This window comes from Methylorubrum rhodinum (assembly GCF_014199935.1).
Lineage (GTDB): Bacteria > Pseudomonadota > Alphaproteobacteria > Rhizobiales > Beijerinckiaceae > Methylobacterium > Methylobacterium rhodinum.
Genome location: NZ_JACHOP010000023.1, coordinates 1 through 21,368, shown reverse-complemented (window position 1 = coordinate 21,368; position 21,368 = coordinate 1). Strand labels below are relative to the sequence as shown.

At 71.2% G+C, this 21,368-nt stretch carries 13 protein-coding genes; 7 read left to right on the top strand and 6 right to left on the bottom strand.

Annotation, left to right across the window (positions count from 1 at the left end):
- The 3 genes from HNR00_RS20305 to HNR00_RS20295 are packed head-to-tail and all read right to left on the bottom strand — an operon-like array spanning nt 1 to nt 1,438.
- The gene (locus tag HNR00_RS20305) at nt 1–273 is read right to left on the bottom strand and encodes a hypothetical protein (RefSeq protein ID WP_183572424.1); all 273 of its coding nucleotides are present in this window, start codon (nt 271–273) and stop codon (nt 1–3) included.
- Between the two features lie 14 nt (nt 274–287).
- Nucleotides 288–1,130 (bottom strand): DNA/RNA non-specific endonuclease, encoded by an 843-nt coding sequence (locus HNR00_RS20300; RefSeq protein ID WP_246390848.1) that lies wholly within the window; start codon nt 1,128–1,130, stop codon nt 288–290.
- A gap of 41 nt (nt 1,131–1,171) precedes the next feature.
- Nucleotides 1,172–1,438, bottom strand: coding sequence for a hypothetical protein (locus HNR00_RS20295; RefSeq protein ID WP_183572419.1), 267 nt, complete (start codon nt 1,436–1,438; stop codon nt 1,172–1,174).
- Between the two features lie 332 nt (nt 1,439–1,770).
- Here HNR00_RS20295 and dxs point away from each other — a divergent pair, with 332 nt between their 5' ends.
- The 7 genes from dxs (at nt 1,771) to HNR00_RS20260 (ending at nt 10,971) form a co-directional block, all read left to right on the top strand.
- Entirely contained in the window at nt 1,771–3,744 is a 1,974-nt protein-coding gene (dxs, locus tag HNR00_RS20290) for a 1-deoxy-D-xylulose-5-phosphate synthase (RefSeq protein WP_183572553.1), read from the top strand.
- Between the two features lie 318 nt (nt 3,745–4,062).
- Nucleotides 4,063–5,088: a hopanoid-associated sugar epimerase gene (hpnA, locus tag HNR00_RS20285; RefSeq protein WP_183572417.1), complete on the top strand. Its 1,026-nt coding sequence runs from the start codon at nt 4,063–4,065 to the stop codon at nt 5,086–5,088.
- Nucleotides 5,085–5,975, top strand: a complete 891-nt coding sequence (gene hpnC, locus HNR00_RS20280) for a squalene synthase HpnC (RefSeq protein WP_183572415.1) — start codon at nt 5,085–5,087, stop codon at nt 5,973–5,975. The genes hpnA and hpnC overlap by 4 nt, the downstream gene beginning before the upstream one ends.
- Nucleotides 5,972–6,817 carry a presqualene diphosphate synthase HpnD gene (gene hpnD / locus HNR00_RS20275; protein ID WP_183572413.1) on the top strand — a complete coding sequence of 282 codons (846 nt, stop codon included), beginning with the start codon at nt 5,972–5,974 and terminating at the stop codon, nt 6,815–6,817. The genes hpnC and hpnD overlap by 4 nt, the downstream gene beginning before the upstream one ends.
- On the top strand, nt 6,817–8,118 hold the full coding sequence (hpnE, locus tag HNR00_RS20270) for a hydroxysqualene dehydroxylase HpnE (protein WP_183572411.1): 1,302 nt from the start codon (nt 6,817–6,819) through the stop codon (nt 8,116–8,118). The genes hpnD and hpnE overlap by 1 nt, the downstream gene beginning before the upstream one ends.
- A gap of 42 nt (nt 8,119–8,160) precedes the next feature.
- Nucleotides 8,161–10,161 carry a squalene--hopene cyclase gene (gene shc / locus HNR00_RS20265; RefSeq protein WP_183572408.1) on the top strand — a complete coding sequence of 667 codons (2,001 nt, stop codon included), beginning with the start codon at nt 8,161–8,163 and terminating at the stop codon, nt 10,159–10,161.
- Between the two features lie 138 nt (nt 10,162–10,299).
- Nucleotides 10,300–10,971 (top strand): spermidine synthase, encoded by a 672-nt coding sequence (locus tag HNR00_RS20260; protein ID WP_183572406.1) that lies wholly within the window; start codon nt 10,300–10,302, stop codon nt 10,969–10,971.
- Nucleotides 10,972–11,154: 183 nt separating this feature from the next.
- On the opposite strand, the gene HNR00_RS20255 is transcribed toward HNR00_RS20260, so the two are convergent.
- From HNR00_RS20255 to HNR00_RS20245, 3 genes are all read right to left on the bottom strand, one after another.
- Complete coding sequence (locus HNR00_RS20255) at nt 11,155–12,528, bottom strand: aminotransferase class I/II-fold pyridoxal phosphate-dependent enzyme (RefSeq protein ID WP_183572404.1); 1,374 nt, start codon at nt 12,526–12,528, stop codon at nt 11,155–11,157.
- A complete protein-coding gene (locus tag HNR00_RS20250) occupies nt 12,525–19,955 on the bottom strand; it encodes a type I polyketide synthase (protein WP_183572403.1) in 7,431 nt (2,476 codons plus the stop codon). Before HNR00_RS20250 ends, HNR00_RS20255 begins: the two co-directional genes overlap by 4 nt.
- 456 nt (nt 19,956–20,411) lie before the next feature.
- Nucleotides 20,412–21,368, bottom strand: a 957-nt coding sequence (locus HNR00_RS20245) for a UDP-glucose dehydrogenase family protein (protein ID WP_183572400.1), incomplete at its 5' end; no start/stop codon positions are given.

The following is a 21,368-nucleotide window of genomic DNA, read 5'->3' as shown; positions in this document are numbered from 1 at the left end:
TCAGGCGAAGGGGTTTTGGACTTTTTCCGCGGCCTCCGGCTCCTCAGCCACCTGCTCGGGCAAGTCCTCGCCTTCCAGCGCCGTCACGATGGCGTCGAGGGTCGCCTTCAGATCGCGCGTGCGTCGCAGTCCCTCGCGGTCACGGGTGATGTCGAGGGTGCCGTGCAGCGCGATGCGCGACGTGCCGTTCTCGAACGAGAGGTCGGCGATGGTTCGCACCGAGGAATCGTCGGCGAAAGGCGTGAAGGCGGGGTCGGTCTTGCGGCGGGTCATCGAGCCTCCGGCATTCAAAAAATTGCCCGCATCAGTTCGCGCCAGAGGCGCTTGAGCACGTCGTGGGCCAGCTGTCGAAAGAAGTCGCCCCAGGACTCGCCCCGCACCTCGTCGCGGGAGAACTCGCGTGGCTCGGGCAGGTCCATGGCCTTGGCCTTGGCGGCGTCGGGGAGAGCGGGGAACACGTCGATCCCGGCCGTGTCGCGCAATGTCGCGAGCGAGACCGCCTTCCAATCGCCCCCGGCCTCGTTCGGCGCCAGATAGGCCCCGGCCTCGCCGGAGCGCGGATCGTAGATCGCCTTGAACAATTGCGTCGGCACCAGCACCCGGCCCTTGATCGAGCCGACCGAGCGGCCGGAGAAGACCGGGCCGGTGACGACGAAGAGTTCGCCGCGCTCGGAGGCCAGCCGCCGCACGCTCTCCTCGATGCCGGCCCACAGACTGCGGTTCACGGTGCGGTTCTGCGGCACGATGTTGGCGAGACTGAAGGACTGCGCCTGGGCCGCCTCGCTCGGCATGTCGCCGGCGGGCGCGAGGTGGCCGCGGTCGAACCCGCTATGGACGTAGTCCGACAGGCTGGCGCGGTCGTCCGCGGGCAGGCGGTCCTCGTCGTGGAACGCGTCGTCGCGCTCGACCCGGCGGGCCGCGGAGACGCTGGCGCGGGTCAGACGTTCGGCGGCGTAGAGCGGCGTGCGCGCGACGCCGGAATGCAGCACCGCGAAGGCGTCGAAGCAGAGCGGCACGGTGCGCTCTTCGAGCTTCGGATTGGTCAGGACCGGGGCGCGCCCGTCGGCGAACAGGGCCGGGCAGGCGGGTGCCGTGTCGGCGAGCGAAAGGCTTGGCCAAAGGGCCAGCATCGCGACGACGGCGAGGGGGAGGAAGGGCATCGGGGCCAGCGCTAGAAGCAGACCCGGACCCGGCGGGGCCCGGACGGGGTGTAGCGCCAGCGGATGCCGCAGGGGCGGCCGAGTGCCCCGCGGTAGGTGCCGTCGAACGGCCGCACGTCCCGATCCGGCGGCCCCGGCGGGCGGCGGCAGCGGACGGGCCACGCGCAGTCGCTCGGGCGGACGCTCCGGGAGCGGCCGGCATCCGCGGCGGCGGCCGGCGCGGCGGTCGCGATCAGAGCCGCGAGCACCAGGATCGGGAGCGAGAAAACGGGAATCATCGTGCCGGAGATCGCCTGTGCGGGGCGGCACGATGTTGATCGAACCGCTCGAACTCCATACTTGGAGCCCATCGTTGCGCGAAACAGGCGGCGTCCCTTAACTCTGAGGGCAGGCGGGATGCACGAATCCTGCGAATGCTTGGGCGCTGTTGCAGTCGGATCATGGCATCCTGTGACGGGATCGCGTTAGGGTGCCTGTTCGAATGTCTTCCAAACTGCGGGTACGCAGTGGCGGGGATGCGCAGGATTGGGATGGAGCGGTTCTCGATCCGGGTGCGACGCGAGACGCGCCGCCCGGTCGGCAGGGCCGCCGCGAGAGATGGGTGACGACTTTGGCACTAGCGGACACGACGATCCTCGAGGGTCTTGAGACGCCCGACCGGCTGCGGCTTCTGCCCGAGAGCAAGCTCCAAGACGTGGCGGACGCCGTGCGCGCCGAGATGATCGACGCCGTCTCGGTCACCGGCGGCCATCTCGGCTCGGGGCTGGGCGTGGTCGAACTGACGGTGGCGCTCCACCACGTGTTCGACACCCCCGACGACCGCATCGTCTGGGATGTCGGCCACCAGTGCTATCCGCACAAGATCCTCACCGGACGGCGCGACCGCATCCGCACGCTGCGGCAGGGCGGCGGCTTGTCCGGCTTCACCAAGCGCTCGGAGAGCGAATACGACCCGTTCGGCGCGGCGCATTCCTCGACCTCGATCTCGGCCGCGCTCGGCATGGCGGTCGGCCGCGACCTCGCCGAGGCCGACGCCAAGGCGAAGGGTGCCGAACCGCCCAAGCGCCGCAACATGGTGGCGGTGATCGGCGACGGCTCGATGTCGGCGGGCATGGCCTACGAGGCGATGAACAATGCCGGCGCGCTCCACTCGCGCCTGATCGTCATCCTCAACGACAACGACATGTCGATCGCGCCCCCCGTCGGCGCGATGTCGGCCTACCTCGCGCGGCTGGCGTCGGGCGGCACCTACCGGGGCCTGCGCGAGACCGCCAAGCAGCTCGGCAAGCTCCTGCCCAAGGCCCTTTACGAGCGCGCCGTGCGCGCCGAGGAATACGCCCGCTCGCTCGTGGTCGGCGGCGGCACGATGTTCGAGGAGATGGGGTTTTACTACGTCGGCCCCGTCGACGGGCACAACCTCGATCATCTGCTGCCGGTGCTGAAGAACGTCCGCGACAGCGACCAGGGCCCGATCCTGCTCCACGTGGTGACGCAGAAGGGCAAGGGCTACGGCCCGGCGGAGGCCTCCGCCGACCGTTATCACGGCGTCGTCAAGTTCGACGTGGTGTCGGGCGTGCAGGCCAAGGCCAAGGCGAACGCCCCGGCCTATACCCGCGTGTTCGGCGAGAGCCTGATCAAGGCCGCCGACGCCGATCCGAAGGTGGTGGCCATCACCGCCGCCATGCCCGGCGGCACCGGCATCGACCTGTTCGGCAAGGCGCACCCGGACAAGACCTTCGATGTCGGCATCGCCGAGCAGCACGCGGTGACGTTCGCGGGCGGCCTCGCGACGGAAGGCTACAAGCCGTTCGTGGCGATCTACTCGACCTTCCTGCAGCGGGCCTACGATCAGGTCGTGCACGACATCGCCTTGCAGAACCTGCCCGTCCGCTTCTGCCTCGACCGGGCCGGTCTGGTGGGCGCGGACGGCGCGACCCATGCGGGCGCCTTCGACCTCGCCTATCTCTGCTGCCTGCCGAACATGACGGTGATGGCGGCGGCCGACGAGGCCGAGCTGGTGCACATGGTGGCGACCGCGCATGCGCACGACAGCGGCCCGATCGCGCTCCGCTATCCGCGCGGCGAGGGCGTCGGCCTCGAGCTGCCGGAGAAGGGCGAGCCTCTCGCCATCGGCCGGGGCCGGGTGGTGCGCCGGCCCGAGGGGGCGCGGGTGGCGCTTCTCTCGCTCGGCACGCGCCTGTCGGAGGCGTTGAAGGCGGCCGACGCCCTGGAGGCCGAGGGCGTGGCGGTGACGGTGGCGGACGCCCGCTTCGCCAAGCCGCTCGATGCGGAGCTGGTGGTCGATCTGGCGAACCACCACGAGGTTCTGGTGACGGTCGAGGAGGGCTCGGTCGGCGGGTTCGGGGCGATGGTGCTGCACCTGCTCGCCGAACGCGGCGTGCTGGACGCGGGCCGGGTGCGCGTGCGGACGCTCACGCTTCCGGACGCCTATCAGGACCACGACAAGCCGGAGAAGATGTACGCGCAGGCCGGGCTCGATGCCGAGGGCATCCTCAAGGCCGTGCGCTCGGCGCTCCCCGAGCAGAAGAAGGGCAGCCGCACGGGCCGTCTCCGGCTGGCGTAAACGCCACCGTCATTCCGGGGCCGCGCAGCGGAACCCGGACCCGAAGGGGCGCGCTGGAGGCGTGCAATCCACCCGTGATGCGCGGCCTCACGAGGCGTCGCGGCCAGTCGTGGATTCCGGGTTCCGCTGCGCGGCCCCGGAATGACGGTCGCGATTGAGTGAGCAGGCGCGGAGCTTGCCGCCTTGCGCCATGAATGAGAGAAGCGCCGCACCGCCTCGGGCCTCCGAATCGGAGACTTGAGCGGGCGCGGCGCTTCCATTCGCCCCAACCTCCGCCGGCCGGCGGGCGCGGGCTCCCCGGTCGATCACGCGAGTACCATGACAGAGCCGACACGAAGCGGCCCGTTCGAGGTGGGGCCGGTGCTGATCACCGGTGCCAGCGGCTTCCTGGGCGCCGCCCTGGTGGACGTGTTTCGCGCCGCCGGTTTTTCCGTGCGCATCTCCGTGCGCGCCTCCTCGCCGCGCACCAACCTGACCTGGCCCGATGTCGAGATCGTCGAGGCCGACATGCGCGACCGGGCGGCGGTGGCCGCCGCCATGCGCGGACGGCGCTACCTGATCCACGCCGCGGCCGACTACCGGCTGTGGGCGCCGGACATGGAAGAGATCGTCCGTACCAATCGCGACGGCACCCGCATCCTCATGGAGGAGGCGCTCAAGGCCGGCGTCGAGCGGATCGTCTACACGTCGAGCGTCGCCACCATCAAACCGCACGACGACGGCACCCCCGCCGACGAGACCCGGCCGCTGACGCCGGAGACCGCCATCGGCGCCTACAAGCGCAGCAAGGTCGTGGCCGAGCGCGTCGTCGAGGAGATGGTGGCGCGCGACCGGTTGCCCGCCGTCATCGTGAACCCCTCGACGCCGATCGGCCCGCGCGACGTGAAGCCGACGCCGACCGGCCGCATCATCCTCGATGCCGCTCAAGGAAAAATCCCGGCCTTCGTCGATACCGGCCTCAACCTCGCCCACGTGGACGACGTGGCCGCGGGCCATCTGCTGGCGCTCCGCAAGGGACGCATCGGCGAGCGCTACATCCTCGGGGGCGAGGACGTGATGCTGGCGACCATGCTCGCCGACATCGCGGGCCTCGTCGGCCGCAAGGCGCCGACGACCAAGTTGCCCTACGCGGTGATCTACCCGATCGCCTTCCTCTCCGAGCAGATCGCCCGAGTGACCGGCAAGGCGCCGCTCGCGACGATCGACGGCGTGCGGATGTCGAAATACCGGATGTTCTTCTCCGACGCGAAAGCCCGCGCCGAACTCGGCTACACCGCACGGCCCTACCGCGAGGGGCTGTCGGACGCGATTTCCTGGTTCGGCCGAGCGGGGTACATGCGATGAGCGCCGGCCTTCAGACCGCCACCGACGCCCGCACCGGCAAGGGCGAGCGCGACGAGAATTTCCCGGTCGCCTCGCACCTGATCCACCCGAAGAACCGCGGCGCGATCCTCGCTTTCTACAACTATGTCCGCGCGGGCGACGACGTCGCCGACCACACCGGGCTGTCGCCCGAGCGCAAGATCGAACTCTTGGACGCACTCGCCGACGCGCTCACCGGCAAGGGCGGCTCGGACCCCTCGGTCGAGCCGCTCAAGCGCGAGCTGGCGTCCCACCGCCTTCCGCCGACCCACGCGCTCGAACTCCTCGACGCCTTCCGCATGGATGCGCGCAAGGACCGCTACGCCGATTGGGACGAGTTGATCCACTATTGCCGCTATTCGGCGATGCCGGTGGGGCGCTTCGTCCTCGACGTGCACGGCGAGGACCCGGCGTGCGTGTGGCCGACCTCGGATGCGATCTGCGCCGCGCTTCAGGTGCTCAACCACCTGCAGGATTGCGGCAAGGATTTCCGCAATCTGAACCGCGTCTACATCCCGCTCGACACCATGGCGCGCCACGGCGCCGACGTGTCGATGCTCGGGCGCGACAAGGCCACGCCCGAGCTACTCGCCGTGATCCGCGAACTCGCGCAGCGCACCCTCGACCTCTTGGAGGAGGGCAAGCCGCTGCCCGGCCTCATAGACGATCTGCGCCTGAGCCTGGAGATCGCCGCGATCCACCGGCTCGCCGTCGTCCTGACCAAGGGCCTGCTGACCCGCGATCCGCTTTCCGAAAAAGTCCATCACGGCAAGGCCGGCTTCGCGCTGACCGCGCTCGGCGGCATCGCGGTCACGCTCCTGCGCCGCCCCTTCCGGCCCCGCGCCGCCAAAACGAGAGCCGGACGATGAGTGCCGCCGCGACCACGATGCAGGCCGCGACCGGCCCGGCGCTCCCGGCGGCGGGCTCGTCGTTCTACACCGCCATGCGGCTGCTCCCGAAGGAGCGGCGCGAGGCGATGTACGCCGTCTACGCCTTCTGCCGCGCGGTGGACGACGTCGCCGACGACGGCGGCCCGCGCGACCTGCGCGCGGCCGAACTCGACAGCTGGCGCGCCGATATCGACGCGCTCTATGCCGGCCATCCGCCTCAACGCGTGCGCCCACTGGTCGAGCCGGTGCGCCGCTTCGGCCTGAAGCGCGACGACTTCATCGCCGTCATCGACGGCATGGCGATGGACGCGGCCGAGGACATCGTCGCCCCCACGGAGGCGACGCTCGACCTCTATTGCGACCGGGTCGCGAGCGCGGTCGGGCGGCTGTCCGTGCGCATCTTCGGCATGCCGGAGGAGGCGGGCGTCAAGCTCGCGTGGCACCAGGGCCGGGCGCTCCAGCTCACCAACATCCTGCGCGACATCGACGAGGACGCGACGCGCGGGCGCCTCTACCTGCCGATGGAGAAGTTCCACAGGATCGGCCTGATGAACCCGACGCCGGAGACGGCGCTGGCGCATCCGCGCCTCGGCGAGGTCTGCGCGGCCGTGGCCGCGGAGGCGCAAGAGCATTACCGCCAGACCTGGGCGGTCATCGAGCGCAGCCCGCGTCGCGCCACCAAGGCGGCCCGCCTGATGGCCGCGGCCTACCGGCTCTATCTCGACGCCGTGATCCGCCGCGGCTGGGCGCCCCCGCGCCAGCGGGTGAAGCCGGGCAAGCTGTCCCTCCTCCTCGTCGCCTTGCGCCACGGGATCGTGTGATGACGGGCACCGTTCACGTCGTCGGCGCCGGCCTTGCCGGTCTCTCGGCGGCCGTCTCGCTCGCCGAGGCCGGCACCCCTGTCGTGCTGCACGAGGCCGCCAAGCAGGCGGGCGGGCGCTGCCGCTCGTATTACGACCCGGCGCTCGGGCTCACCATCGACAACGGCAACCACCTGCTCTTGTCGGGCAACCGCTCGACCCTCGACTTCATGCAGCGGATCGGCGCGCCCGCCGACGCGCTGACCGGCCCGGACGAGGCCGCCTTCCCGTTCGCGGACCTGCGCACCGGCGAGCGCTGGACCCTGCGCCCGAATCCCGGCCGCCTGCCGTGGTGGGTGCTGCGCGCCGGGCGCCGTGTGCCGGGCACCCGCGCCCGCGATTATCTCGCGCCGCTCTCGCTGATGATGGCGGCCTCCGGCAGCGCGCCGGGCAAGAGCGGCACCATCGGCGAGAAGATGGCCTGCGAGGGCCCGCTCTACGACCGGCTGTGGCATCCGGTGCTGCTCGCGGCGCTGAACACCGATCCGCGCGAGAGCGATGTGGGGCTGGCCGCCACGATCCTGCGCGAGACGCTCGGCGCGGGCGGGCGCGCCTGCCGCCCGCTGGTGGCGGTCGAGGGCCTGTCCACCGCCTTCGTCGATCCGGCGATTCGCTTCCTGACGGAGCGCGGCGCCGAGATCCGCTACGGTCGCCGTCTGCGCGCGGTCAGCCTCGGGCCGAATCGCGTCGAGCGCCTCGACTTCACCGACGAGCCGACCGTGATCGGCCCGGACGATTCGGTGGTGCTGGCCCTGCCACCGTGGGTGATCGAGGACCTGCTGCCCGGCACGCCGACCCCCAAAGCGTTCCGATCCATCGTCAACGCGCATTTCGCGGTCCGCCCGCCCGAGGGCGCGCCGCTGCTGCTCGGCGTCGTCGGCGGTCTCACCGAGTGGCTGTTCGCCTATCCGGACCGCTTCTCGGTCACCATCAGCGGGGCCGATCGGCTGCTCGATGCGCCCCGCGAGGAGCTGGCCCGACAAATCTGGCTTGAGATCGCGGAACTCAATGGGGTAGCACGGGAATTGCCTAGCTGGCAGATCGTCAAGGAGAAGCGGGCGACCTTCGCGGCCACGCCCGCCGAGGCCGCGCGGCGCGCAAGCGCCGCGACGCGCATTCCGAATCTCGTTCTGGCGGGTGATTGGACGGAGACGGGCCTGCCCTCGACCATCGAGGGTGCGGTCCGCTCTGGGACGAACGCCGCGCTCGCATTGTCCCGCAACGGGATGTGCGGGCGGGCACAGGCACAGGGAGTCGCTTGAAGCATGACCACGGCATCACGACAGTCCGGAGAGGCGACGGCGATGCGCGAGGCGGCAGGCAAGGTCGAGCAACTGCACCGTCCGAAGACGCGCGACGTGTCGCTCGCCGACGTGGAGCGCGGCGTGCAGGACGCCACCCGCGCGCTCACGGCCATGACGCAGTCCGACGGTCACATCTGCTTCGAGCTGGAGGCGGATGCGACGATCCCCTCCGAGTACATCCTGTTCCACCACTTCCGCGCGACCGTGCCGCGGGACGGGCTGGAGGCCAAGATCGGCAACTACCTGCGGCGCACGCAGTCGAAGGCGCATGGCGGCTGGGCGCTCGTCCATGACGGGCCGTTCGACATCAGCGCGACGGTGAAGGCCTATTTCGCCCTCAAGATGATCGGCGACGACATCGAGGCCGCCCACATGCGCGCGGCCCGCAAGGCGATCCTCCAGCGCGGGGGCGCGGCCAACGCCAACGTCTTCACCCGCATCCTGCTGGCGCTCTACGGCGAGGTGCCGTGGCGCGCCGTGCCGGTGATGCCGGTGGAGGTGATGCACCTGCCAAAGTGGTTCCCGTTCCACCTCGACAAGGTGTCGTACTGGGCCCGCTGCACCATGGTGCCGCTCTTCGTCATCCAGGCGAAGAAGCCGCGGGCCATCAACCCGCGCGGCATCGGCGTGGCCGAATTGTTCGTCACCCCGCCCGAATCGGTGCGCACCTGGCCGGGCTCGCCGCACGCCACCTGGCCGTGGACGCCGATCTTCGGCGCGATCGACCGCGTGCTGCAGCGGACGCAGGACAAATTCCCCAAGGGCATCCGCCAGCGCGCCATCGACAAGGCCGTGGCCTGGACCAGCGAGCGCCTGAACGGCGAGGACGGGCTCGGCGCCATTTTCCCGGCCATGGTCAACTCGGTGCTGATGTACGAGGTGCTGGGCTATCCGCCGGATCATCCGCAGGTGAAGATCGCCCTGGAGGCGATCGAGAAGCTTGTGGCCGAGAAGGACGACGAGGCCTACGTTCAGCCCTGCCTCTCCCCGGTCTGGGACACGGCGCTGAACAGCCATGCCATGCTCGAGGCCGGCGGCGCCCAGGCCGAGGCCAACGCCCGCGCGGGCCTCGATTGGCTCAAGCCCCTTCAGGTGCTCGACATCAAGGGCGACTGGGCCGAGACCAAGCCGAACGTGCGCCCCGGCGGCTGGGCGTTCCAGTACGCCAACCCGCACTATCCCGATCTCGACGACACCGCCGTCGTCGTGATGGCCATGGACCGCGCCATGCGCCAGCACGGGCTGGTGAGCGACATGCCGGACTATTCCAACGCCATCGCCCGCGCCCGCGAATGGGTCGAGGGCCTGCAGAGCGCCGATGGCGGCTGGGCGGCGTTCGATGCCGACAACAACCATCACTACCTCAACCACATCCCGTTCTCGGATCACGGCGCGCTGCTCGATCCGCCGACCGCGGATGTCACCGCCCGCGTCGTCTCGATGCTGTCGCAGCTCGGCGAGACCCGCGCGACGAGCCGCGCGCTGGACCGCGGCGTCACCTACCTGCTCAACGACCAGGAGAAGGACGGGAGCTGGTACGGCCGCTGGGGCATGAACTTCATCTACGGCACGTGGTCGGTGCTCTGCGCGCTGAACGCCGCGGGCGTCGATCCGCAGTCGCCCGAGATCCGCAAGGCCGTGGCGTGGCTGATCCGCATCCAGAACCCGGATGGCGGCTGGGGCGAGGACGCCTCGTCCTACAAGCTCAACCCCGAATTCGAGCCGGGCTACTCCACTGCCTCGCAGACCGCCTGGGCGCTGCTCGCCCTCATGGCGGCGGGAGAGGTCGACGATCCGGCCGTGGCGCGGGGCGTCAACTACCTGCTGCGCACGCAAGGTGGCGACGGGCTGTGGAGCGAGGAGCGCTACACGGCCACCGGCTTCCCGCGGGTGTTCTACCTCCGCTACCACGGCTATCCGAAGTTCTTCCCCCTCTGGGCCATGGCGCGCTTCCGCAATTTGAAGCGGGGGAACAGCCGCGAAGTGCAGTTCGGGATGTAAGCGCGACGTTTTCTTCCCTCCCCCTTGCGGGGAGGGATCGAGGGTGGGGGTCGTGCAGGCGGCACCGCTGCGTTTCCTCCTGAGCCACCCCCACCTCCAACTCCTCCCCGCAAGGGGGAGGAGAGACCGTCGCCACGCATGATCCCCTGGGAACACCTCGACACCGCCCCGATCCCCGGCGAAGCCGGCACGCTGCGGCTGATGCGGCGGGGGACCGAGTTCTCGATCCAGCTCGACCGCACCGAACTCATGAACAGCCGCCTCTTCGGCTCGGAGGAGGCGCTGGCCCGGCTCGCCGCCGAGCGGGTTGCAGGCGTCGCCGCGCCGCGGGTGCTGATCGGCGGCTACGGCATGGGCTTTACGCTCCGCGCGGCGCTCGACCATTTGCCGCCCAAAGCTACGATCACCGTCGCCGAGATCGTGCCGGCGGTGCTGGAATGGGCCCGCGGGCCGATGGCGGAACTGACCGGCGGAAGCCTCGACGATCCCCGCGTCACGATCCGCGCGGCCGACGTGGCGGCTTTGATCCGCGAGCGGGTGAACGCCTACGACGCGATCCTCCTCGACGTCGACAACGGCCCCGACGGCCTTACCCGCGCGGCCAACGACTGTCTCTACGACACTGCCGGCCTCGCGGCCGCCAGCGCGGCGCTTCGCCCCGGCGGCGTGCTGGCGGTGTGGTCGGCCCATCCCGACGCGGCCTTCACCCGGCGGCTCGGGCAGGCGTGGTTCACGGTCGAGGAAGTGGCCACGCGGGCGCGGGGCAAGCGCGGGGCGCGGCACGTGATCTGGTTGGCCGGGAAGCCCTGATCAATCGCGACGGCAAAAACCCTCCCCCCTCCGCGGGGGAGGGTGGCCCCCGAAGGGGGTCGGGTGAGGGGAACGACGTTTCCAGAGAATTCGCGTCGAGGGCGGCCAAGCGGAACCGTGGTTCCCCTCTCCCGTCCGCTCCGCGGACACCCTCCCCCGCAGAGGGGGGAGGGTTTGGGCGCTTTACGCCCCCCGGCGCGCCATCAACTGCTCGATCAGCGTCGCGCCGGTCTCGAGCGCCGCCAACTCTTCCGCCACCGCCGCCACCGTCTCGGCGATCTGTTCCGGCGTGTGCTCGGAGGTCATGAAGAAGCGCAACCGCGACGAACGCTCCGGCACGGCCGGGTGGATGATCGGCTGGACGTTGATGCCGCGCTTGAACAGGCGGTCGGAGAGCGTCACGGCTTTGAGCGAATCGCCGACGATGACCGGGATCACCGCGAGGCCCAGGCTCGTGCCGGTGTTGAGGCCGCGCTTCCTGGCCGCCGTCAGGAACAGCCCGCCGTTGCGGCGCAGGCGCTCGACGCGCTCGGGCTCGGCATGCATCACCGAGAGGGCGGCCTCGGCGGCGGCGGCGAGCGGCGGGGACATGCCGACGCTGTAGAGGAAGCCGCCCGCGGTGCATTTCAGGTACTCGATCAGCACCCCCGGCCCGCAGACATAGCCGCCGCAGGACGAGAGCGCCTTCGACAGCGTGCCCATCCAGATATCGACGTCGGAGGCCTCGACGCCGCAATGCTCGTGCAGGCCGGCCCCCGTGCGGCCGAGCACGCCGAGGCCGTGGGCGTCGTCCACCATCAGCCAGCAATCGTAGCGGCGCTTCAGTTCGACGAAGGCGGCCAGATCCGGCGCGTCGCCGTCCATGCTGTAGAGCCCCTCGACCACGATCAGCGCCCGGCGATGTTCGTGGCGCGTCGCCTCCAGGAGCTTTTCCAGGGCGGCCGGGTCGTTGTGGGCGAAGGAGCGGCGTTGCGCCCCGGAGAGCTGCGCGCCCGTGACCACGCTGTTGTGGATCAGCGCATCGTGAAAGATCACGTCCGCCGGCTCCAGCATGGCGCCGATGGCGGTGACGTTGGTGGCGTGCCCGCTCACCATGATGACGCAGGCTTCCGTGCCGTAATGCGAGGCCAGCGCCCGCTCCAGCTTGAGATGGACCGGCCGCTCGCCCGCCACCAGCCGGCTCGCCGAGGCCGAGGTGCCGAACGCCTCGATCGCCTTGCGCGCCGCCCCGCTCACGGCCGGGTGCCCGTTGAGGCCGAGATAGTCGTAGGACGAGTAGTTGGCCAACGCCTTGCCGTCGATCCGCGTGGTCGCCGCCGCGCGGGTCTCGTGGACGCGGAAGAACGGGTTGTTCAGCCCGATCAGGTCGGCGGCCGAGCGCTGGAGCTTCAGCTCGCGGTAGCCCGTCAGCTTCTCGAAGCTCTGGTGTTCGGAGCGGGCGGGCGCGCGCGTCTCCGCCGCCGGCTCGGGGCGCGCGGCGTTGGCGCGGCCGAGCCGGTTGGTGACGAAGCCGGCGAGCGCGGCGCGCCCGTCCTGCGGGCGCGACGACTGGGTCATGGCAGGATCTCTTTGATGTCCGCGACGTTCCGCTCGACCAGCTCGTTGAACGGCACCAGGGTCGCGGCGTCCAGATTGCTGACGTGCTTCGAGGAGAGGCTGAGCGTCACACCCGCCGCCTCGTCCACCGGGGCGGCGACCGCCTGGATCAGCGTCTCGGTCAGTTCGTTGACGGTGAGGCCGGACGAAATGCCCGCGGGCGGCGCGTCGAGGGCGAAGCGCTCCTGCAGGCTGGCGCCGAGTTCGACGCCCATCAGCGAATCGAGGCCGATCTCGGAGAGCTGGCGCACGCGGCTGATGTCGTCCTTGGGCAGGCGCAGGATGCGGGCGATGTCCTCGACGATGGCGTCGGCGACGACTTTCCGAACCGCGTCGATGTCCGTGCTCCGCAGGAGCGCCCCGATGTTGATCGCGGTGACGGCGCCGGATTCCGCCTGCTGGTCGGTGCCGAGGCTGCCGTAGCTCGGCGAGCGGAGCGTCGCGAGACGCTCACGCGCCTTGCCCCAGTGCATGGCGGCAATCGCGATCACGCCCTCGTCGGCGTCAGGGCCCTGGCCCTCCAGCGCCTCGGCCATCAGGTCGAGGCAGCGGCGGGCCTCCATCGGCGTGACGCCAACGCGGGAGGCGAGCGTGTCCATCACGCCCTTGTTGCGGGCGAGCACGCCGACATCGCCGATGGCACCCCAGGCGACCGCGAGCGCGGGCAGGCCGAGCTTGCGCCGCTGGCGGGCCAGCCCCTCCATGAAGCCGTTGGCGGCGACATACGAGCCCTGGCCCGGATTGCCGATGAAGGTCGTGGCCGAGGAGAACAGCACGAAGTAGTCGAGCGCCCGGCCGCGGGTGGCGGCGTCGAGATGGGTCGCGCCGATCACCTTCGGGGCGATGACCGTGTCGAGCGTATCCGGCTCGATCGCCGCGATCAGGCCGTCCTGAAGCACCATCGCGCCGTGGATCACGCCGGCCAGCTTTTCGCCGCCGGCCTCGATGCCGGCAATCAGCGCATCGACCGCCTTGCGGCTGGTGATGTCGCAGGCCTTCGTCTCGATGCGGACGCCGCGCGCGGCCAGCGCGGCGATGACTTCGCGGCCGTCATCGCTCGGCTTGCCCGAGCGGCCGACGAGCAGGATGCGGGTGGCGCCGCGATCGGCGAGCCAGCGGGCCGCCTCGATGCCGAAGCCGCCGAGGCCCCCGGTGACGAGGTGGACGCCCTCCTGGCTCACCGTGAAGGCGTTGCGCCGGATGCGGGCGACGCTGCCCGGAGCGGGCGGCGTCACCACGATCTTCCCGACATGCCCCGATTGCTGCATCAGCCGGAACGCGTCCGAGGTCTCCTCGGCGGCAAACGGCTGGTAGGGCAGGGGACGCAGGCCCCCGTCGGCGAAGAGCGCCATGACCTCGCGGAACATCCGCGCGCCGTCCTCGCCCTGGTGCTGGAGCACCTGATCGAGATCGACGCCGAAATACGAGAGGTTCCGGCGGAACGGGCGCAGGCCGATATGGGTGTTGGCGACGTAGTCGCGCTTGCCCAACTCGACGAAGCGGCCGAACGGACGCAGGCAGTTGAGCGAGCGCTCCATCATCTCGCCGAACAGCGAGTTGAGCACCACGTCGACGCCGTCGCCGGTGATGCGGCGGACATCGTCCACGAAGGCGAGCGAACGGGAATCGAGCACGTGCTCGGCGCCCAGAGCCTCGACCAGGGCGCGCTTTTCCCGCGAGCCGGCGGTCGCGATGACGCGGGCGCCCTTCCATTGGGCGATCTGGAGCGCGGCGAGGCCCACGCCGCCCGCGCCGCCATGGACCAGCAGCCACTCGCCCTTGCGCAGGCGGGCGCAGGTCACGAGCGCGTAGTACGCGGTGAGGAAGGCGACCGGCACGGTGGCCGCGGCGGACGGATCGAGCCCCTCCGGCATCGGCGCCACGACCATCTCGGGCACGACCACGTGGGTGGCGAAGCCCGATTGCGCGAAGGCGACGACCGGATCGCCCACCTTGAAATCGACCACGCCGGGGCCGATGGCGGCGATGCGGCCGGAGACTTCGAGGCCGAGCCGCGGGCCGGCGAAGCCGTCCTCCAGGATTTCCTCCGGGAGCATAGAGAGCGCCCAGAGCACGTCGCGGAAGTTGAGGCCGGTGGCCGCGACCGCGATTTCGACCTCGCCCGCGCCGGGGGCGGCGCGCTCCGCCGGCCCCCAGACCATCTCGTTGAGGCCCCCCGTATTGGAGCGCTCCAGTCGCGCCGCCGGCGCGGCCTCGCCGCCCATGCCCGCGGCGCGGCCGGGGTGGAAGCGGACGACGCGGGTGGCGTCGGCGTCGAGCACGACCTCGGTTTCGGCCGTGCCGGACAGGATCAACGCGCGCAGGCGCTCGGCGGCGAGCTTCGAGGACAGGGCCGGGGCGAGATCGACCCGGCGGATGTCGAGGTTGGCCGCCTCGTTGGCGAGCGTGCGGCTGAAGGCCCAGACGCCGGCCTCGACGGCCGCACTCTCGCCGCCCGCGTCGCGGGTCGCGCCGGGGGCGATCACCCAGAGCCGGGTCTGGCGGTTGCCGAGATGCTCGGCACAGCGCTTGAGGCTGAGGCAGCGGTCGCGCAGGCGCGCGGCGGCCTCGCCCTCGGATGCATTTTCCTGCGCGAAGGCGCCGGCCAGGAACACCACGGTGTCGGGGGTCTCGCGCTCCAGCTCCCGCAGCGACTGCTCGGAATCGAGGATGATCGAGACGTGGACGCCGCTGGCGATCAGCAGGGTCGCCAGCGACGAGGCGGTCTCGGCCCCGAACGTGTCGTCCGAGCCGACGACGAAGGCGAAGCTCTGGCCGTGGCCGGAGACCGGCCGGGCCGGGGCCTCGGCGACGAGGAGCAGGTCGCCGCCGTTGGCCGACGCCGCCCGGTCGGCGGAGACGCGCACGAGGCCGGTGGCGCTCAAGGCCCGCTGCCAGCCGGTCACGTCGGGCAGGCGCGAGAGCGGCTGATCGGGCACGATCTCCGAGAACCAGTCGGGACCTAAGCCGAAGACGAGGTCGCGGAACAGCGAGGCGCCGGGCTCGACGGCGATCAGCAGGCCGCCGGTGGCGAGCGCCGCGCCGATGCGGGCCGGCAGGCTCGGCTCGGCCCGGTGCAGCACGTCGCTGGCGAGCACGAGGTCGAAGGAATCGGCAGGCAGTTCCTCGGCCGATTCGATGACGGTGACGCGAGCGTGGAGGGCCAGCCGCGCGCGCTCGGCCAAGCGCCGGTCGGTCTCCAAGACGCTCAGGACGGCGCCGGTGTGCCGGGCGAAGGCGGCGGCGAGCGCCGAGAGCGGGCCGAAGCCGACTTGCAGGATGCGCAACGCCCGGTCACGGGGCAGACGCTCGCGACTGCGCTCGACGATGTCGGCGACCGTCGCGGCCGACGCCCGGGCGGTGGCGCTGCGCAGGTGGAACGCGTCGATGGCGGCGGGCGGCAGGCTCGCCGAGGCGACGGGCTCGCCCGCGAGCAGGCGGGCGACCAGCGCCGTGGTGTCGGCGAGCAGCACCAGTTCGGCGGACAGCTCCGGCTGGTCCGCCGCGATCCAGCGCATCGTCTCCTCGGGCGAGGGCAGGGTCACGTCCTGCCGGATGCGCCAGCGTCCGCCGTCGCGCCCGCAGGCGTCGTGGGTGGCAAGCCCACTGCTCTCCAGGGCGTAGAGGGCGTTGACCGCCCAGGGGCGAAGCGAGGCGGGCAGGCGCGGATCGGCGAGATCGACCGTGCCGTTGCGGCTCAGGCCCTCCGTGAGGCGGTAGGCGAGCGCGGTCGCCCAGCCCTCCAGCAGGAGGTGGCCGGGGCCGAGTTCGGCATCGTTGCGGGCGGTGGCGCCCGCGAGCGCCGGGCGCAGGCGCTCGGCCAGGGCCGGGCGGCGCTCCAGCGGCAGGGCGGTCGGTTCGGTGGCGAGTTCGCGGACCTGCGCGATGGCGAAGGCATCGAGGTCGCTGCCGGACTTGGCGCGCAGGGCCTGGAACCGGCCCTCGCGGATGGTGGCGATCACCGCGCCGTCCGTATCGAGGAGGGTGAAGTCGGCCAGGATCGAGCGCTCGTTGCAGCGGCGCGTGCGGATCTCGGCCCGCGCGATCACGGCGCCGGGGCGCAGCAGGCGGATTTCGCCGAAGCGAACCGGCACGTAAGCCTTGGTGGCGCCCTCGCCCATCAGCTCGGCGAAGAGCAGGATCAGGCCGTGGAAGCAGGAATCGAGGCGCGACGGCACGAGGCCGTAGCGGGAATCGGCCTCCGCGGCTTTCAGCTCGGAGACGATGGTGGTCTCGTCGATCCGCGCCGAGGCCGCGACCTGACGGAAGCTCTCGCCGAAGCCGAGGCCGGAGGCGAGCGCCCGGCGATAGAGGTCTTCGCCCGCCACCGCGTGATCCGCCGGGAGGCCGACGTCGCGACGCAGGGGGGCCGGGAAGTCGCCCTCGATGATCTTGGCCGAGGCGTGGAGCTGCCACGCGGCCTGGGTCAGGCGGGGGCGGCTGAGGATCTGGATCTGATGGCCGGACAGGCGCACCAGCACCTCGCGCAGGGCCTCCTCGGCGAAGACCATGGGGGCCACGATCTCGACATCGGCGAGCGTCGCCACGTCCGCGCGCAGCGACTCGCGGGCGACGTGCAGCGCCATCTCGACGAAGGCGGCGCCGGGCAGGATCACCTGACCGTCGATGCGGTGGTCTTCGAGGTCGGGCACGAGGGCCGGATCGAGATGGCCGTGCCATTCGAGGCCGTCGGAGGACACGCGGGCGCCGACCAGCGGGTGATAGGGCCGCGGCACCACGGCACCGACGACTTCCGCGGTCTCGCCGAGGCGGAAGCTCCGGCGCTGCCACGGATAGAGCGGCAGGGCGACGGGGCCGGCCGGATCGTCGCCGAACAGCAGCGCCTCATCGACACGCGCGCCGGCCACCAGGGCGGCGGCGACGGCCTTGGCGATCGGGTCGGCGCCGACCGGCTTGCGGTGGAGCACGCCGACCGAGGCGACCTCGATGCCCAGTGGCTCGACGGCGTCGCCGATATGCGGCAGCAGGGTCGCGCGTGGGCCGACTTCCACGAAGACGCGGGCGCCCTGGCGGGTCGCCTCCTGCAGGGCGTCGCAGAAGCGCACGGGCTCGCGGATGTTGCGCCACCAGTAGCCCGCGCCGAAGCGGGCGCCGGGCAGCACCGTGCCGGTCACGGTCGAGACCATGGCGGTGTGGCCGGCGGACGCCTTGAGCCCGTCGAGGTCGCGCAGGAGCGGACGCTCGGTCGGGTCCATCAGGCGGCCGTGGAAGGGATATTCGAGGTCGAGCTTGCGCCCGCGGCGGCGCTTGCGCGTCAACGCCTTCATCGCCGACTCGATGACGGCCTCGGGGCCGGCGACCGTGATCGCCTTGGGGCTGTTGTAGGCGGCGATGTCGAGCGTCGGGTAGTCGGCGAGAAAAACTTCCATCTCCTCGACCGGTCCGAGCAGCACCGCCATGGTGCCGAAGCCCCGCGTCGTCTCCTGATGCTTGCTGCGATGGAAGATGACCCGGACGGCCTGCTCCAGGCTGAGGATGCCGGCGGCTTCCGCCGCCGCGATCTCGCCGACGCTGTGGCCGAGCACGAATTTCGGCGCGAGGCCCTTGGCGCGGAGCGCGGCGGTCGAGGCGCTCTGGATCGCGAAGATGAGCGGCTGCGAGACCCGCGTCAGCGACAGGCGGCTGTCGAGGTCGTCGGCGAACATCGCCTCCTTGAGCGACCAGCCCGAGAGCGGGGCGAACAGCGCGTCGGTGCGGTCGAAGCGCGCGCGGAAGGTGGCGTTGCCGTCATAGGCCTCGCGGCCCATGCCGACCCACTGGCTGCCGTTGCCCGAATAGACGAAGGCGACGTCGGCGTTGCGCTCGACCGCCTGCCCGACGACCGCCGCGTCGTCGCCCTCGCCCTCGGCCAGCGTACGGAGCGCGGCGGCGAGGTCGATGCCCGCGGTCAGCGGCGCGGCGAGCCGCACGGGCAGGCGCTCGCGGCGATGCGCGGCGGCGGCGGCGATGCGGGTGGTCTCCTCGGCCGAGGCCGAATCGAGGCGGGCGGCGTAGTCGAGGGCGAGGTCGTTCAGCGCCGCGCGGCTCTGGGCCGAGAGCAGCAGCACCTCCGGGGCGCGGCCGGTCTCGGGCGCGGCCGTCACGGGGGCGGGGTCGGTCAGCACGACGTGCGCGTTGGTGCCGCCGAAGCCGAAGGAGTTGACGCCGGCGAAGCGCTCCGCACCGCGGGTCAACGCCAGCGGGGCGCGGTTGACCGCGAGGTTCAGGGCCTCGAACGGGATGTCCGGGTTCAGCTCGGCCGCGTGCAGCGAGGCCGGAAAGACGTCGTGCTCCAGGGCAAGGCTCGCCTTGAGCAGGCCGGCCAGGCCCGAGACCGGCTCGGTATGGCCGATATTGGTCTTGATCGAGCCGATCGGCAGCGGCGCCCGCCGCGTCTTGCCGAGCTTGCCGCCGATGGCGCCCGCCTCGATCGGGTCGCCGACCGGCGTGCCGGTGCCGTGCGCCTCGACGAAGGCGATCTTTTCCGCGTCGATGCCGGCTTGGCGGTAGACCTGCTCCAGCAGCGCGGCCTGCGCGTTGCCCGAGGGCAGGGTGATGCCGGTGGTGCGCCCGTCGGAATTGACGCCGCTCGCCGCGATCCGTCCCCGCACCGTGCGCCCCGAGCGGGCGGCGGCCTGCGCCGATTGCAGGATCAGGACGACGCCGCCCTCGGCGCGCACGTAGCCGTCGGCGTTCGCGGAGAACGCCTGGCACAGGCCGGTGCGCGAGAGCATCTGCGCGTTGGAGAACGAGATGAAGTTGAACGGGCTGACCAACAGGCTCGCGCCCGCCACCACGGCGGTGTCGACCTGACCGGCCTCGATCGCCGTGATCGCGGCGTTGAGCGCGACCAGCGAGGACGAGCAGGCGGTGTCGAGGGTGAAGCTCGGCCCCTTCAGGTCGAAGATGTAGGAGATGCGGTTCGAGATGATCGAGAGCGTGTTGCCGGTGGCGGCGTAGGCGTCGCTGGAGGCCGGATCGAGCACGCGCAGGTTGCCGTAATCGAGCGAGGAGGCGCCGACGAACACGCCGATGTCCGAGCCCGCGACCGAGGACGGGCGCAGGCCGGCATCTTCGAAAGCCTCCCAGGTGAGTTCGAGCAAGAGCCGCTGCTGCGGGTCCATCTGCTCGGCCTCGCGCGGCGAGATGCCGAACACGCCGGGATCGAACGACCAGATGTCGTCGAGGATGCCCGCGGCCCAGGTGTAGCTCTTGCCGCGCTCCTGGGCCCGCGGATGGGCGTAGGCCGGCAGCGACCAGCGGTCGTCGGGGATGCGCGAGACGGCGCAGCGGCCCTCGGTGAGGAGCTGCCACAGCCCCTCGACGCTGGAGGCGCCGGGGAGGCGGCAGGCGCGGCCGACGATCGCGATGTCTTTGCGGTTTGTCACGTCGATCCGTTACGCTCGTGATTCCGACGCGGGCACCAGCCCCGAGGCGACCGCAGAGCCGAAGCTCTAATACGGTCGCCGGGCCGCTCCAACCCGCGCGGTCGCCTCATCCCCTTAATCCATCAGATGGGGAGATTGTGTGGCGCGTATTCATCAGTCGACGCGGGAGCGTATGCCGAAACGGCACGGGCCAGGACTGCCGAATGATAGCTTCGGCGGCGCTGCGCGCGGTCGAGTTCGGCCACAATTTCGCCGCGAGCGCCGTAAGGACACGCCGAAGACTTCAGAAAGTCGTTTCCGGCGCCCTACAAGCAGGGCGCGAGTGCCCAGCCGAGCGGCGCCGGCCGCGTTGCCGTTGCACAAGATTTCGCCGGACGGCGCTCAGAAGAACTGCACTGCAACATCAGAGGCGGAGGACGCGAGGCCGATCCGGCCGGGCGTCCTCCGCCCTGAGCACTATGCAACGCCCACGCCGGTATAGGCGAAGCCGTGCTTCTCGGCCTCGGCCGGGGTGTAGACGTTGCGCAGGTCGACCAGCACGGGGGCGTTCATCAGCCCCTTCAGCCGCGGCAGATCCAGCGCCCGGAACGCGCTCCACTCGGTCACGATCACCAGGACGTCCGCCCCCGAGGCGCAGGAATACGCGTCCTCGGCATAGCTCACCCCGGTCAGAAGCGGCCGCGCCTGCTCCAGACCTTCCGGATCGTAGGCCACCACCTTCGCGCCCCCGTCCTGGAGACCCGCGATGATCGACAGCGACGGCGCGTCGCGCATGTCGTCCGTGTCCGGCTTGAACGTCAGACCCAGCAGCGCCACCGTCTTGCCCCGCACCGAGCCGCCGGCCGCCGTCACCACCTTGCGCGCCATCGCGCGCTTGCGCTGGTCGTTGACCGAGACCACCGTCTCGACGATCCGGATCGGCGTGGCGTAGTCCTGCGCCGTCTTGACCAGCGCCAGCGTGTCCTTGGGGAAGCACGAGCCGCCGTAGCCGGGGCCGGCATGCAGGAACTTGGAGCCGATGCGGTTGTCGAGCCCGATGCCGCGGGCGACCTCCTGCACGTTGGCGCCCACCTTCTCGCAGAGATCCGCGATCTCGTTGATGAAGGTGATCTTGGTCGCCAGGAACGCGTTGGCGGCGTACTTGGTCAGCTCCGCCGTGCGGCGCCCCGTGACGATGATCGGCGCGGCGTTGAGGTAGAGCGGGCGGTAGACCTCGCGCATGACGTCCGCCGCGCGCGCGTCCTCGGCGCCGATGACGATGCGGTCGGGCCGCTTGAAGTCGCCGATGGCCGCGCCCTCGCGCAGGAACTCGGGGTTGGAGGCGACGCCGACTTCCGCCGCCGGGTTGGCCTCGCGGATGATGCGCTCGACCTCGTCGCCGGTGCCGACCGGCACGGTCGATTTGGTCACGAC

Excerpts from the sequence above, each read along its gene's own strand:
- HNR00_RS20305 (WP_183572424.1), bottom strand. The coding sequence starts at position 273 with ATGACCCGCCGCAAGACCGACCCCGCCTTCACGCCTTTCGCCGACGAT.
- HNR00_RS20300 (WP_246390848.1), bottom strand. The coding sequence starts at position 1,130 with ATGCTGGCCCTTTGGCCAAGCCTTTCGCTCGCCGACACGGCACCCGCC.
- HNR00_RS20295 (WP_183572419.1), bottom strand. The coding sequence starts at position 1,438 with ATGATTCCCGTTTTCTCGCTCCCGATCCTGGTGCTCGCGGCTCTGATC.
- hpnA (WP_183572417.1), top strand. The coding sequence starts at position 4,063 with ATGACAGAGCCGACACGAAGCGGCCCGTTCGAGGTGGGGCCGGTGCTG.
- hpnC (WP_183572415.1), top strand. The coding sequence starts at position 5,085 with ATGAGCGCCGGCCTTCAGACCGCCACCGACGCCCGCACCGGCAAGGGC.
- hpnD (WP_183572413.1), top strand. The coding sequence starts at position 5,972 with ATGAGTGCCGCCGCGACCACGATGCAGGCCGCGACCGGCCCGGCGCTC.
- hpnE (WP_183572411.1), top strand. The coding sequence starts at position 6,817 with ATGACGGGCACCGTTCACGTCGTCGGCGCCGGCCTTGCCGGTCTCTCG.
- shc (WP_183572408.1), top strand. The coding sequence starts at position 8,161 with ATGCGCGAGGCGGCAGGCAAGGTCGAGCAACTGCACCGTCCGAAGACG.
- HNR00_RS20260 (WP_183572406.1), top strand. The coding sequence starts at position 10,300 with ATGATCCCCTGGGAACACCTCGACACCGCCCCGATCCCCGGCGAAGCC.
- HNR00_RS20255 (WP_183572404.1), bottom strand. The coding sequence starts at position 12,528 with ATGACCCAGTCGTCGCGCCCGCAGGACGGGCGCGCCGCGCTCGCCGGC.